Below are 12,794 nucleotides of genomic sequence, written 5' to 3'. Positions count from 1 at the left end.
TCCCGCAGCCGTCCTGTCTCCCCCGGTGGCACCCCACGCGGCACCCCCTACGACACCTCCCTGCCACCCCGGCCGATACCCTCACCCCGTGAGCACCCGAGCCGTCTTCACCCCGCCGCCCGGCGCCCGCGCCTACCCCCTGCACACCGCTCGCGGTGCGTTCGCGGTGGTGGATTCGGCGGTGGCCCCCGGTGTCGCCCGCAAGGGCACCGCGCTGCTGCTGCCCGGGTTCACGGGGAGCAAGGAGGACTTCACGCTGCTCCATGGGCCGCTCAACGCGCGCGGATACCGTGTCGTGGCCGTGGACGGGCGGGGGCAGTTCGAGTCGGACGGGCCGGAGACCGACGAATCCGCTTACGCGCGGGGCGAGTTGGCGCGTGACGTGCTCGCCCAGGCCGCCGCGCTCGGCACACCCGTGCACCTGGTCGGACATTCCCTGGGCGGCCAGATCGCGCGCGCCGCCGTACTGCTCGACGACTCCCCCTTCCTCTCCTTCACCCTCCTCTCCTCGGGCCCAGCCCAGATCTCCGACTCCCAGCAGCAGCGGGTGAAGCTGCTGCGCGACGCGCTCGGGGTGATGACGATGGAGGAGGTGTGGGACGCGATCCTGGCCATGGGCCCGCCCGAGGAGGTCGGCGGCCCCGCCAAGGGCATCGGGGACGCCGCGCAGCTGCGCCGCCGCTGGCTCGGCAACAAGCCCGCCCAACTCCTCGCCACAGGAAGCCAGTTGTGCACGGAGCCGGACCTGGTCGGCGAACTCGCCGCCGTCCCGCTGCCGTTCCACGTCCTGTCCGGCTCGCAGGACGACACCTGGCCGATCCCTCTCCTCGACGACATGGCCGTACGACTGCGCGCCCGCCGCACGGTGATCCCGGGAGCCGACCACTCCCCCAACGCCGACGAGCCCCTCCCCACGGCCCACGCCCTGGCCGACTTCTGGGACACCCTCGACGGATAGCGGTCAGTACTGCCCCTGCAAGTGCTCCCAGAACCCGTCCCGCAGCGCCCGCCGCAGATCCGCCTGCCCCCGCAGGGAGTACTGGAGCAGCCCCTCCGCCTCCACCAGCAGGTCCTGGTCCACCGAGCCCGGCAGATAGGGATGCCCGGGCAGGAGCTCCTGCAGCGCCGCCCGCCCGCGCTCCGCGAGCCACTTCGCGGCGATCCGCGCGCCCACGAACCGGACGTCGTCGCGGGTGGGACGGGTGGTCGTCGCCTCGTAGGGGACGGCGGCCCGCCGGGAGACGTACGGCTTGAAGAAGTCGAGGTCGAGGGTGCGCTGGCTGTCGACCTCCCACAGGAGCGGTTCCGCCTGGTTGCGGCCCTCCGGTGCCTCGATGCCCCACAGGTGGACGCGGGCGCCGTAGCCTTGGGCCGCCTCGACCGCCGAGACCAGGTCCTCGTCCCCGCCCAGGAGCGCCGCGTCGCTGATGGCGCGGTGCCGGGCCAGGGACTCCAGGTCGGAGCGGATCAGCGAGTCGACGCCCTTCTGCTGGTTGTTGGCGTTGAGGTTGCCCAACCGGACCTTCACGTCCGGGAGTTCGGCGATGGTCTGCTGCTCCGCCGTGTGGATACGGCGTCTCGCGCCGTCGTACCAGTAGACCCTCAGGAGTCTGCTGTCCGCGAAGATGGTCCGCGCCCGGTCGATGAGGGCCTCGATCAGGCCCTCGGCGTCGAGGTCGAAGGCGCGACGGTCCTCCGTGCCGGCGACGAGGCGTCCCGCGGCCGCGTAGAGATATCCCGCGTCGACGAAGATCGCATGCGTCGAGGGTGTCTTCGCCACCTCGGCGAGCATGCGCGTGAGCAGCTCGTTGGTGCGGTCGATGCGGGCGCTCAGGGACGCCAGGTCGTCGTTCATCGCTTCCATTGTCCCGGCGGTCACGCTGCGAACACAACCGGTCCCAAGGAGTCTCAGAAGACTCGCTTACCGGTCAGTAGTTAGCTGTTCGAAAAATTTCTTTAGCGTAGGGAATGTTTGTAACACGCACCCCGTTGACTACCTACGTACGCAGTAATTCTCCGCAGGAGGATGACCAGACGAAGGGAGAAGCCATGCGCTTCGAAATCATGCGACTCGACGACGTCGACGGCACGCCCGTGGACAGCACTGTCGTGGACGCCGCCTCCGTCAACCGGATCGTTCAGCAGGCCGCCGCCATAGGACAGCGGCTCTGGATCCGTCCGGCCGACACCTCGGCCTCATAACCGGACCAGTACAGACGCGGATCACCGCTGAAGCTTCAGAGCCCCCGCCCGGCACCGACGCCGGGCGGGGGCTCTGCGCATGTCCGCGGGCTCAGCTCTGCTGGATCACCTGGGTGATGCCGTTGATGATCTGCTGCACGGCGATCGCGGAGAGCATCATGCCCGCGAGCCGGGTCACCAGCACGACCCCGCCGTCCTTGATGACGCGGATGATCAGCAGGGAGTACCGCATCACCAGCCACAGCACGACGTGGATGGCGAGGATCGCCGTCCACACGGAGACCTGCGTGGCGACGCTGTGGGCCTTCTGCACGGCGAGGATGACGGAGACGATCGCACCCGGCCCCGCCAGCAACGGCATGCCCAGGGGTACGAGCGCCACGTTGACGTCCTTGGTCTGCTTCGGCTCGTCGGTCTTGCCGGTGAGCAGGTCGAGCGCGATCAGCAGGAGCAGCAGCCCGCCCGCGATCATCAGCGCGGGCACGGAGACGTGCAGGTAGTCGAGGATCTGGTGGCCCAGGAGCCCGAAGACGGCGATGACACCGCCCGCCACACAGACGGCCTGGAAGGCCATCCGCTTCTGCACCTTGCCGGGCCGGCCGGCGGTGAGCGCGAGGAAGATCGGGGTGATCCCGGGGGGATCCATGATGACGAACAGGGTGAGGAAGAGCGAGCCGAAGACGGCGACGTCGAACATGACGGAACTGGCCTTACAGAAAGGGGTGGAACACGGAGCCGGGCACGGACACAGTCACGGCCTGCGGCGCCGGGTGATGGACAGCGGGGCCGGGGCTCAGATTCCGCCGGTGCCGGGGACCGGGAACGCACCCGTCGCCCGCCGCGTGATCTCCCCGTAGACCTCGGGGTCCGTCGTGTACTCGCCGAGGGCGACCGTCTTGCGGCTGCCGTGGTAGTCGCTGGAGCCGGTGACGAGCAGCCCCAGGTCGGCGGCGAGCCCGCGCAGCCGTACGCGCGTGTCCTCGTCGTGGTCCATGTGGTCGACCTCGATGCCGTCGAGGCCGACGGCGGCCATCTCGGCGATCGCGGACTCCGGGACGGTGCGGCCGCGCTTACTGGCGCCGGGGTGGGCGAACACGGTGACCCCGCCGGCCCCCTTGACCAGCCGGATCGCCTCGAAGGGGTCGGTCTCGTGCTTCTGCACGTGGGCCCGGCCGCCGTCGGCCAGCCAGTCGGTGGTGAAGGCGTCGTTCACGCTCGGTACGACTCCGAGCTCGACGAGCGCGGTGGCGACGTGCGGCCGCCCGACGGACCCGTCTCCGGCGATCCGCGCCACCTGCTCCCAGGTGACCGGCACACCCAGCTCCTGGAGCCTGGCCACCATCGCCCGCGCCCGGGGCACCCGGTCGTCCCGCACGAGCTCCCGCTCGGCGAGCAGCTCCGGCTCCTCGGGGTCGAACAGGTAGGCCAGCATGTGCATGGACACCCCGTCGATGCGGCAGGACAGCTCGGCCCCGGTGACGAGGGTCAGCCCGGCGGGCAGCGCGGCCATGGCCTCGCCGTACCCGCGGGTCGTGTCGTGGTCGGTGAGGGCGACGACGTCCAGCCCGGCAGCGGCGGCGTTGCGCACCAGCTCGGCGGGCGTGTCGGTGCCGTCGGACGCGGTGGAGTGGCAGTGCAGATCGATACGCACGACACGGACTCCAGACGCTGACGGAACAGACACGTAACAGAGAGGGACGCTCAAGGATAACCGGATTTTCCGACTCCCCTGTCACACCCGTAGCCGGGGTACAACCCCTACAGTCAGGGCTTCAACAGTCGGGGCGACAGCGCCCCACAGGGCACCAGTTCGACTTCCGCCCCGGCATCCCGCAGATCCGTCAGCACCAGTTCGTCGTACATCAGCAGCCCGGACTGCTCGGGCCATACGACCGCCCACAACCACAGCCCCAGCGCCTCCCCCGCGAACACCGCCCGGTCCTCCGGCGCCCCGGCGACATGCCACAGCGGAGTCGGCCGGCCGGCGGCGAGCACCTTCGCCTGCGCCGGCTTCTCGACGCTCATGTACGGCCCCGGATCCGGCCCGTCGATCCCCGCGTAGCGTGCTCCGAGTCCGACGCCGAGCTCCTCGGCCACGAGGATCAGCTCGCCGACACCCCCGAGCGGTCCGGGTCCCGTGCACGCCACGGCGGTGGCGCGACCGCCGCTGCGATCGTCACCCGCACAGGCCACACCTGTGAACAGCCAGCCGACCGGCAGCGGCCACGGCATCCACACCGGCACCTGTGTGCGGTGCACCACGACATCGAGGGCCTCGACGCTGGGCGGGATCACGGGCTGCAGCGGATGCACCGTCCCGTGCACGTCGCACTGCCAGGAATCGGCGAAGAGTCCGGGAGCCCTGACCCGGCCACCACACTTCGGGCAACTGGGTTCGCCCCTCATAGGGCCCCACGGTCCTACCCTCACTCCGCCACGTCAAGGACGATCACCCGTCCGGACGGAACGGGTTCACCCCCGCCCCACCAGGAAGAACTAGGTGTAGCTTGCATTAATTAGCCGACCTAACTTACTATGTGCATATACCAACTATCTCTGAGGAGTGGAGGAACGACCATGGACCCCTTCGATGCGGGAGCCGGCGGCATCCTGCGCCAGCCGAAGGCCGTGTGGGCGACGGCGGGCGCATCCGTCGTCGCCTTCATGGGCATCGGACTCGTGGACCCGATCCTGCCGTCGATCGCCCAGGGCCTGGACGCCACGGCGAGTCAGGTCTCCCTCCTGTTCACCTCGTACTTCTTGATCACCGCGATCGCGATGCTGGTCACCGGCTTCGTCTCCAGCCGCATCGGCGGCAAGAAGACCCTGCTGCTCGGCCTCGCCCTCGTCGTGGTCTTCGCGGGGCTCGCAGGCACCTCGGGCTCGGTCCAGGAACTGGTCGGCTTCCGGGCCGGCTGGGGCCTCGGCAACGCCCTGTTCGTCTCCACGGCCCTCGCCGTCATCGTCGGCGCGGCGGCCGGGGGCAGCGCGGCGGCGATCCTGCTGTACGAGTCCGCCCTCGGCCTCGGCATGGCGTGCGGCCCGCTGCTCGGCGCCCTGCTCGGTGACGCCAGCTGGCGCTACCCGTTCTTCGGCACGGCCTTCCTGATGGCGATCGGCTTCCTGTGCATCACGGTGTTCCTGAGGGAGCAGCCGAAGCCCGCCCGCAGGACGTCCCTGCTCGACCCGATCAAGGCCCTCGGCCACGGCGGGCTCGCCTCGGCCGCGATCTCGTCCTTCTTCTACAACTACACGTTCTTCACCGTGCTGGCCTTCACGCCGTTCGTGCTGGACATGACCCCGTACAAGTCGGGCGCCGTGTTCTTCGCCTGGGGCGTGCTGCTCGCCGTCTTCTCGGTGTTCGCCGCGCCGCGTCTGCAGGAGCGGTTCGGTTCCCTGAAGGTGCTCGGCGGTTCGCTCGTCCTGCTCGCGCTCGACGTGCTCGTCCTCGGCTACGGCAACCACACCGCGGCCATCGTCTGCACGATCCTGTCCGGCGCCTTCATCGGCGTGAACAACACGGTCTACACGGAGCTGGCGCTCGGCGTGTCGGACGCCCCGCGGCCCGTGGCGAGCGCGGGCTACAACTTCGTGCGCTGGTTCGCGGCGGCCGCGGCGCCGTTCTTCGCGCCGAAGATCGAGGAGTGGAGCAACATCCACGTCCCGTTCGTGGTGGCGGCGGTGACCGCGCTGCTCGGCGCGCTGGTGGTCGTCGTACGGCGCAAGGCGCTCACGCACGAGGCGGCGGAGCTGGAGCCGAGGCACGCGACCGAGGACAGCGTCGCCGTCTTCGCCAACTGACGTCTTCCGGCCACCACTTGGTGACCTTGCTCACGCGAGGCTCACTCCAGCGGGACGGACTTGCGGGACGGATCCCGCAGGTCCGTCCCGTTCGTCAGCCAGCGCTCCTGCAGAGCCTGGGCTCCGTGGACCCGCTTCCAGGCCGCCTCGTTCGGGGTCATGGGGAGCAACGGCAGGAAGTGGACCGGGTCGAGGGGCTCGTCGAGTTCCAGGTCCTCGACCAGGCCGCCCGGCTCGGCGACCAGGACCGAGGTGAACGGGGCGCCGGGCCACAGGGGTTCACCCACGTCGAGGGAGGCGCCCGGAGCCACGACCACGCCCTCGACCTGCGGGGACGCGGCGAGCACGGAAAGCGGGCGGAGCACCTTGTCGGTGTCGGCGAGCCCTCCCCTCACCGAGATGAGCAGCTCGGCGCGCGGGCCCTTGACGGGGTCGGCGAGCATCGCGGTGGGGTCGCCCATCGGCTGCGCCGACATGCCGAGGGTGGCGTAGCGGACGATGTCCCCGTCGGTGAAGCGGAGCACCTCGATGCGGTCCGTGCCGAGGAAGGTGACCGCCGCGCGCGCGTCCGGCTCGCCCAGCGCGCTGCGCAACCGGGCCTCGACCAGAGGAAGAACATCTGCCATGCCGCGAGCATAGAACTCGTCAGTACCGGGCAAAGCAGCGCCTTGACACTTCGGCCTGCTGGTACTCTGGCCCGGTCGTCGGGGCAGCACGCTGAAGCGTCGCGTATCGAGTCCCGACGCCTGTGAGACTCCCTTGCGGGAATGGATCGTCCCTTACGAGGGACCGGCCGGAGGAGGTGGGGCTGTCATGGATCGAAGTCGACCTGGTAGTACCACTCGTTCTTCCGGCCGCTGATGCAGCTCTGTGACTTTCGGCAACCGCCGCCTTTCACGTTCGCGTCTTCGTGCGGAAGAGCACTTCGTCGTTTTGCCTGATCTGTCTGATCTGTAGCAGTAGCTGAATCAGTACTTCAGCAACGAAGTTCGCCACCGCGATGGTGCGGTGCTCCCCGCTTTGTGGACGTGCCAAACACCCTTCCCCTGCCTCAAGGGCGGGGATACCCCTTGCAGGACGTCCTCATTCCGGGTAGTTCCACCCGTCGCCGGGGCCCTTTGTTGCCCGTCACGAAGGAGCCTGCCATGTCGATGATCCGTGACCTGCGTGCCGCCGTGCGCCCGTCGCGTCCCTCGCTGCGCAAGGACACCGGCGCGTACGACGCGACACGCGACCCCTCGACGCCCTCGGCCGTCGTCGACTGCGCCGTCTACCGCGACGGCCGGCGTCTGCAGAGCGACCACCAGCTGAGCCCGCACGAGGCGATGCGCCAGGTGCGCCGCGACGGCGGCTTCGTGTGGATCGGTCTGCACGAGCCGAGCGAGGCCGAATTCTCCGGTATCGCCGGGGAGTTCGGGCTGCACCCGCTCGCCGTCGAGGACGCCGTGCAGGCCCACCAGCGGCCCAAGCTGGAGCGCTACGACGACTCCCTGTTCACCGTCTTCAAGACCATCCACTACGTCGAGCACGACGAACTCACCGCCAACAGCGAGATCGTCGAGACCGGCGAGGTCATGTGCTTCACCGGCCGGGACTTCTTCATCACCGTCCGGCACGGCGGCCAGGGCTCGCTCCGGGCACTGCGCCACCGCCTCCAGGACGACCCCGAGCTGCTCGCCAAGGGCCCGTCGGCGGTGCTGCACTCCATCGCCGACCATGTCGTCGACGGCTATGTCGCGGTCGCCGACGCGGTGCAGGACGACATCGACGAGGTGGAGACCGAGGTGTTCACCCCGGGACGCGGCGGCAAGGTCTCGCGCGGTGTCGACTCGGCGCGGATCTACCAGCTCAAGCGCGAGGTGCTGGAGTTCAAGCGGGCCGTCGCCCCGCTGCTGCGGCCCATGCAGCTGCTCAGCGAGCGGCCGATGCGGCTCGTCGACCCCGACATCCAGAAGTACTTCCGGGACGTCGCCGACCACCTCGCCCGCGTCCAGGAGCAGGTCCTCGGCTTCGACGAGCTGCTCAACTCGATCCTCCAGGCCAACCTCGCGCAGGCGTCCGTCGCGCAGAACGAGGACATGCGCAAGATCACGTCCTGGGCCGCGATCATCGCCGTACCGACGATGGTGTGCGGGGTCTACGGCATGAACTTCGACTACATGCCGGAGACGCACTGGAAGCTCGGCTATCCCGTGATCATGGCGATCACCGGTGTCATCTGCCTCGGCATCCACCGCACCCTCAAGCGCAACGGCTGGCTCTAGGGTGGGCCTCATGACAAGTGAGCTGCTCGACCGGGCCCTCGTCGAGGAGGCCATGAAGAAGTCCGGCCTCGTCTGGGTCAAGGGACCCGGGAGCCCGGCCCGCGCCCTGTGGCACGTGTGGCACGAAGGCGCCGCGTGCCTGGTCGGTGACGGGCCAGGGGAACAGCCGCTGCCGGGCCTGACCGACGGGGGCGCCGCCGAGGTGACCGTCCGCAGCAAGGACAAGGGGGGCCGGCTGGTCTCCTGGACGGCGAGGGTCGTGGAGCTCGCGCCCGGGTCCGAGGCGTGGGCAGCGGCTGTCGCCGAACTCAAGGGGAAACGGCTGAACGCCCCCGACGGCGAGGCCATGACGGAGCGCTGGTCCCGCGAGTGCCGGGTGCTGCGGCTCGAACCGACCGCGATCACGACAGCGCTCCCCGACGGCGACCTGGCCGAACCGCCGCTGCCGACACCGGCGACCACACGTGAGCCGATCCCCGCCGGGCTTCCCCGGCTGCTGCTGAAGCGCCGCAAACACGGCTAGGAAGCCGGCAGCTGCTTGCCGTAGTCCACGGTCTCGTCCTTCTTCGGCTCGGTCAGGGGGAAGTTCTTGCCCCAGGCCGAGAAGGTCAGGGTGCCCGCGCCGCCCGCCCGGGCAAGGCGCAGGGGGTAGGGCTGACCCTCCAGGGAGACGTCCAGGGTGCCGCCGTCGCCCTTGTCACCCGTGATCCGGATCGTGCGGGTACCCGCCTGCTCGTGGTGGCCGTCGGTGTCCAGGCTGCCGTGCAGCGTCAGAAGTCCGTCGAGGAGAACGTCCTTGTCCGTGAAACCGCTGAACTTTTTGTACGCCGGGTCGCCCGACGGCACCTTCACGTACTTGCCGTCGAGCTTGTCGGCGGCCGCGTCCGAGTCGCCCTTTCCGTCGGCCTTGGTCCAGAAGCCCGCGTCGGCCTTCAGATACAGCTCCTTGCCGATCCGCAGCAGCTGGAAGGTGGCCCCCTCCGCGGTGACCGACCCGGAGCCGCCGTCGGAACTCAGGCGCATGTCGAGCCGGTACGTGCGCCCACTGGTGACCACGTTCCCCGCCAGGCGCAGCGCGCCTGCGGACTCGGCGGCCGCCCGCGTCTTCGACTGGATCTGGGCGGCGGGCAGTTTGCCGACCCCGTTGGTGCCCGCGTCGGGGTCCTCGCTGCAGCCTGTCAGGCCCGTACCTGTCACGACCAGGGCGCACATCGCGCCCACCACAACGGTCCTGCGGGCACGGCCCTGGGCAATCGCGGTCACAGGTGGGGCTGCCTTTCCGACGAGGGACCTTCAGCGGCGTACGGCAGCGTACCGGGGCCCCGGGGCCCGGGCGGAGCCAGACCGTCCGGCCCCCTCACCAGGGCGTATCCGAACGGTACGGGCTAGCCTTAAGCCCTCCCGAGCGGGCAATCCGGACAACGAACGACGAACCGAAGGAAGCACAGTCATGGCAGCGGGAGCCCCCCGGATCTTCGTCTCGCACCTCGCCGGTGTCGCCGTCTTCGATCCCAACGGCGACCAGGTGGGCCGCGTGCGGGATCTGGTCGTCGTACTGCGCGTGGGGCGCAGGCCGCCCCGGGTGCTCGGCCTGGTCGTCGAACTGTCCACGCGGCGCCGCATCTTCCTGCCCATGACCCGGGTCACGAGCATCGAGTCCGGACAGGTCATCACCACCGGTGTGCTCAACGTCCGCCGCTTCGAGCAACGGCCCACCGAGCGCCTGGTCTTCGGCGAGCTCCTCGACCGGCGCGTCACGCTCGTGGAGAGCGGCGAACAGGTCACCGTCCTCGACGCGTCGGTGCACCACCTGCCGGCCCGCCGGGACTGGGAGATCGACCGCGTCTTCGTCCGCAAGGGCGGCAAGGGCGGGGCGTTCCGGCGCAAGGGCGAGGCGCTGACCGTCGAGTGGTCCGCCGTCACCGGCTTCACGCTGGAGGAGCACGGACAGGGCGCCGAGAGCCTCCTGGCCACCTTCGAGCAGCTGCGCGCGGCCGACCTCGCCAACGTCCTGCACCACCTCTCCCCCAAGCGGCGTGCCGAGGTGGCCGCCGCTCTCGACGACGACCGCCTGGCCGACGTACTGGAAGAGCTTCCGGAGGACGACCAGATCGAGATCCTCGGCAAGCTGAAGGAGGAGCGGGCCGCCGACGTCCTGGAGGCCATGGACCCGGACGACGCGGCCGACCTGCTCTCCGAGCTCCCCACCGAGGAGCAGGAGCGGCTGCTGAGCCTGATGCAGCCGGGCGACGCGGCCGACATGCGGCGCCTGATGGCGTACGAGGAGCACACGGCCGGCGGTCTGATGACGACGGAACCGATCGTCCTGCGGCCGGACGCGACCGTCGCCGACGCGCTCGCCCGCGTCCGCAACCCCGACCTCTCCCCGGCCCTCGCCGCCCAGGTCTACGTGTGCCGCCCGCCCGACGAGACGCCGACCGGCAAGTACCTCGGCACGGTCCACTTCCAGCGGCTGCTGCGCGACCCTCCGTACACCCTCGTCAGCGCACTCGTCGACGACGACCTCCAGGCCCTCGCCCCGGACGCGACTCTGCCGGTCATCGCCGGTTTCTTCGCGACGTACGACATGGTGGCGGCGCCCGTGGTCGACGAGGCGGGGGCGCTGCTCGGCGCGGTGACCGTGGACGACGTACTGGACCACATGCTGCCCGAGGACTGGCGTGAGACGGAGTTCGACGCGGAGGGGGCGGAGGGGGTGGCCCACCATGACGCCTGAGCGCGAGACCCCGAACCGCGAGCGCACCCCGTCCGGTACCCGCGAACGCGTCCCTTCCGGCGCCACGGCGACGGGCCGTCCCCGCACCCGCCTCGACCAGCCGCGCTCGCCGCGGCGCAGGCTGCTCCCCGAATGGGACCCGGAGGCCTTCGGGCGACTCTCCGAACGGATCGCCCGCTTCCTGGGCACCGGGCGGTTCATCGTCTGGATGACGGTCGTCATCATCGCGTGGGTGCTGTGGAACATCTTCGCGCCCGTCGACCTGCGCTTCGACAACTACCCGTTCATCTTCCTCACACTGATGCTGTCCCTCCAGGCCTCCTACGCCGCCCCGCTGATCCTGCTCGCGCAGAACCGGCAGGACGACCGGGACCGGGTCAACCTCGAACAGGACCGCAAGCAGAACGAGCGGTCGATCGCGGACACCGAGTACCTGACCCGTGAGATCGCCGCGCTCAGGATCGGCCTCGGGGAGGTGGCCACCCGCGACTGGATCCGCTCGGAACTCCAGGACCTGATGAAGGAACTGGAGGCACGGCAGCACGACGGGCATGTCGTATTCCCGGCAGAACGGCCGCACGGGCGTGACGTAGACGACCACTGACGGGGGTGCGGGGGGCGCCCACGGCCGCCGTACCATCGTCTGTATGGCTAGCGAAGACGCGGTGCGCGAGGCACTGGCGACGGTGAACGACCCCGAGATCAACCGCCCCATCACGGAACTCGGGATGGTCAAGTCGGTCGACATCGGCGCGGACGGGGCGGTCGCGGTCACCGTGTACCTGACAGTCTCCGGCTGTCCGATGCGCGAGACGATCACGCAGCGCGTGACGGACGCGGTCGCGGCCGTCGAGGGCGTCACGCGTGTCGACGTCACGCTCGACGTGATGAGCGACGAGCAGCGCAAGGAGCTCGCGACCGCGCTGCGGGGCGGCCAGACCGAGCGCGAGGTGCCCTTCGCCAAGCCCGGCTCCCTGACCCGTGTCTACGCGGTCGCCTCCGGCAAGGGCGGCGTCGGCAAGTCCTCGGTGACGGTCAACCTGGCGGCGGCGATGGCGGCCGACGGCCTCAAGGTGGGCGTGGTCGACGCCGACATCTACGGCCACTCGGTGCCGCGCATGCTGGGCGCCGACGGCCGTCCGACCCAGGTCGAGAACATGATCATGCCGCCGTCCGCGAACGGCGTGAAGGTCATCTCCATCGGCATGTTCACCCCGGGCAACGCACCGGTGGTGTGGCGCGGCCCGATGCTGCACAGGGCCTTGCAGCAGTTCCTGGCGGACGTGTACTGGGGCGACCTGGACGTCCTGCTCCTGGACCTCCCCCCGGGCACCGGCGACATCGCGATCTCGGTGGCCCAGCTGGTCCCGAACGCGGAGATCCTGGTGGTGACGACCCCGCAGCAGGCCGCCGCGGAGGTCGCCGAGCGGGCCGGCTCCATCGCCGTCCAGACCCACCAGAAGATCGTCGGCGTGGTCGAGAACATGTCCGGCCTCCCCTGCCCGCACTGCGGCGAGATGGTGGACGTCTTCGGCACGGGTGGCGGCCAGACGGTGGCGGACGGGCTGACCCGGACCACGGGTGCGACGGTCCCGGTCCTCGGCTCGATCCCGATCGACGTCCGCCTGCGCGAGGGGGGCGACGAGGGCAAGCCGGTGGTACTGACCGACCCCGACTCTCCGGCGGGCGCGGCTCTGCGGGGGATCGCGGGGAAGCTCGGGGGGCGGCAGCGCGGGCTTTCGGGACTGTCCCTGGGCATCACGCCCAGGAACAAGTTCTGAGACGTAGGG

The 12,794-nt window shown here is 70.0% G+C and carries 14 protein-coding genes; 8 read left to right on the top strand and 6 right to left on the bottom strand.

Annotated features, from left to right (window positions below; genetic code table 11):
• Positions 1 to 88 precede the first annotated feature (88 nt).
• A complete protein-coding gene (locus ABZT93_RS03675; RefSeq protein WP_356098240.1) occupies positions 89 to 958 on the top strand; it encodes an alpha/beta hydrolase in 870 nt (289 codons plus the stop codon).
• A gap of 3 nt (positions 959 to 961) precedes the next feature.
• On the opposite strand, the gene ABZT93_RS03670 is transcribed toward ABZT93_RS03675, so the two are convergent.
• Entirely contained in the window at positions 962 to 1,855 is an 894-nt protein-coding gene (locus tag ABZT93_RS03670; RefSeq protein ID WP_356098237.1) for an NYN domain-containing protein, read from the bottom strand.
• 194 nt (positions 1,856 to 2,049) lie between these two features.
• Between ABZT93_RS03670 and ABZT93_RS03665 the strand changes: the two genes are divergently transcribed.
• Positions 2,050 to 2,202 (top strand): hypothetical protein, encoded by a 153-nt coding sequence (locus tag ABZT93_RS03665; protein WP_007384531.1) that lies wholly within the window; start codon positions 2,050 to 2,052, stop codon positions 2,200 to 2,202.
• A 91-nt stretch (positions 2,203 to 2,293) separates the two neighbouring features.
• Here ABZT93_RS03665 and ABZT93_RS03660 read toward each other — a convergent pair whose 3' ends face one another.
• The 3 genes from ABZT93_RS03660 to ABZT93_RS03650 form a co-directional block, all read right to left on the bottom strand.
• Positions 2,294 to 2,899 (bottom strand): MarC family protein, encoded by a 606-nt coding sequence (locus ABZT93_RS03660; protein WP_356098234.1) that lies wholly within the window; start codon positions 2,897 to 2,899, stop codon positions 2,294 to 2,296.
• Between the two features lie 96 nt (positions 2,900 to 2,995).
• Positions 2,996 to 3,853, bottom strand: a complete 858-nt coding sequence (locus ABZT93_RS03655; RefSeq protein WP_356098231.1) for a PHP domain-containing protein — start codon at positions 3,851 to 3,853, stop codon at positions 2,996 to 2,998.
• A gap of 113 nt (positions 3,854 to 3,966) precedes the next feature.
• Entirely contained in the window at positions 3,967 to 4,608 is a 642-nt protein-coding gene (locus ABZT93_RS03650; RefSeq protein WP_356098228.1) for a DUF6758 family protein, read from the bottom strand.
• A gap of 171 nt (positions 4,609 to 4,779) precedes the next feature.
• Between ABZT93_RS03650 and ABZT93_RS03645 the strand changes: the two genes are divergently transcribed.
• Positions 4,780 to 6,003, top strand: coding sequence for an MFS transporter (locus tag ABZT93_RS03645; protein WP_356098225.1), 1,224 nt, complete (start codon positions 4,780 to 4,782; stop codon positions 6,001 to 6,003).
• 41 nt (positions 6,004 to 6,044) lie between these two features.
• Here the strand turns inward: ABZT93_RS03645 and ABZT93_RS03640 are convergent, their stop codons facing one another.
• Positions 6,045 to 6,629 (bottom strand): suppressor of fused domain protein, encoded by a 585-nt coding sequence (locus tag ABZT93_RS03640; RefSeq protein ID WP_356098222.1) that lies wholly within the window; start codon positions 6,627 to 6,629, stop codon positions 6,045 to 6,047.
• Positions 6,630 to 7,148: 519 nt separating this feature from the next.
• Between ABZT93_RS03640 and ABZT93_RS03635 the strand changes: the two genes are divergently transcribed.
• Positions 7,149 to 8,267 (top strand): magnesium and cobalt transport protein CorA, encoded by a 1,119-nt coding sequence (locus ABZT93_RS03635; RefSeq protein WP_356098221.1) that lies wholly within the window; start codon positions 7,149 to 7,151, stop codon positions 8,265 to 8,267.
• Positions 8,268 to 8,277: 10 nt separating this feature from the next.
• Complete coding sequence (locus ABZT93_RS03630) at positions 8,278 to 8,790, top strand: hypothetical protein (RefSeq protein ID WP_356098218.1); 513 nt, start codon at positions 8,278 to 8,280, stop codon at positions 8,788 to 8,790.
• On the opposite strand, the gene ABZT93_RS03625 is transcribed toward ABZT93_RS03630, so the two are convergent.
• A complete protein-coding gene (locus ABZT93_RS03625; protein WP_356098215.1) occupies positions 8,787 to 9,530 on the bottom strand; it encodes a hypothetical protein in 744 nt (247 codons plus the stop codon). The two genes, ABZT93_RS03630 and ABZT93_RS03625, sit on opposite strands and share 4 nt — an antisense overlap.
• Before the next feature lie 187 nt (positions 9,531 to 9,717).
• On the opposite strand from ABZT93_RS03625, the gene ABZT93_RS03620 reads away from it, so the two are divergent.
• The 3 genes from ABZT93_RS03620 to ABZT93_RS03610 are packed head-to-tail and all read left to right on the top strand — an operon-like array spanning position 9,718 to position 12,785.
• Positions 9,718 to 11,004, top strand: coding sequence for a CBS domain-containing protein (locus tag ABZT93_RS03620; protein WP_356098212.1), 1,287 nt, complete (start codon positions 9,718 to 9,720; stop codon positions 11,002 to 11,004).
• The gene (locus ABZT93_RS03615; protein ID WP_356098209.1) at positions 10,994 to 11,608 is read left to right on the top strand and encodes a DUF1003 domain-containing protein; all 615 of its coding nucleotides are present in this window, start codon (positions 10,994 to 10,996) and stop codon (positions 11,606 to 11,608) included. Before ABZT93_RS03620 ends, ABZT93_RS03615 begins: the two co-directional genes overlap by 11 nt.
• 43 nt (positions 11,609 to 11,651) lie before the next feature.
• Positions 11,652 to 12,785: an Mrp/NBP35 family ATP-binding protein gene (locus tag ABZT93_RS03610; protein WP_037719829.1), complete on the top strand. Its 1,134-nt coding sequence runs from the start codon at positions 11,652 to 11,654 to the stop codon at positions 12,783 to 12,785.
• Positions 12,786 to 12,794: the final 9 nt, after the last annotated feature.

The organism is Streptomyces sp. NPDC005303, assembly GCF_040607335.1.
GTDB lineage: Bacteria > Actinomycetota > Actinomycetes > Streptomycetales > Streptomycetaceae > Streptomyces.
This window is presented reverse-complemented; position numbering and strand designations above follow the sequence as displayed.

Excerpts from the sequence above, each read along its gene's own strand:
- ABZT93_RS03650 (WP_356098228.1), bottom strand. The coding sequence starts at position 4,608 with ATGAGGGGCGAACCCAGTTGCCCGAAGTGTGGTGGCCGGGTCAGGGCT.
- ABZT93_RS03665 (WP_007384531.1), top strand. The coding sequence starts at position 2,050 with ATGCGCTTCGAAATCATGCGACTCGACGACGTCGACGGCACGCCCGTG.
- ABZT93_RS03660 (WP_356098234.1), bottom strand. The coding sequence starts at position 2,899 with ATGTTCGACGTCGCCGTCTTCGGCTCGCTCTTCCTCACCCTGTTCGTC.
- ABZT93_RS03645 (WP_356098225.1), top strand. The coding sequence starts at position 4,780 with ATGGACCCCTTCGATGCGGGAGCCGGCGGCATCCTGCGCCAGCCGAAG.
- ABZT93_RS03615 (WP_356098209.1), top strand. The coding sequence starts at position 10,994 with ATGACGCCTGAGCGCGAGACCCCGAACCGCGAGCGCACCCCGTCCGGT.
- ABZT93_RS03610 (WP_037719829.1), top strand. The coding sequence starts at position 11,652 with ATGGCTAGCGAAGACGCGGTGCGCGAGGCACTGGCGACGGTGAACGAC.
- ABZT93_RS03640 (WP_356098222.1), bottom strand. The coding sequence starts at position 6,629 with ATGGCAGATGTTCTTCCTCTGGTCGAGGCCCGGTTGCGCAGCGCGCTG.
- ABZT93_RS03670 (WP_356098237.1), bottom strand. The coding sequence starts at position 1,855 with ATGAACGACGACCTGGCGTCCCTGAGCGCCCGCATCGACCGCACCAAC.
- ABZT93_RS03635 (WP_356098221.1), top strand. The coding sequence starts at position 7,149 with ATGTCGATGATCCGTGACCTGCGTGCCGCCGTGCGCCCGTCGCGTCCC.
- ABZT93_RS03620 (WP_356098212.1), top strand. The coding sequence starts at position 9,718 with ATGGCAGCGGGAGCCCCCCGGATCTTCGTCTCGCACCTCGCCGGTGTC.
- ABZT93_RS03630 (WP_356098218.1), top strand. The coding sequence starts at position 8,278 with ATGACAAGTGAGCTGCTCGACCGGGCCCTCGTCGAGGAGGCCATGAAG.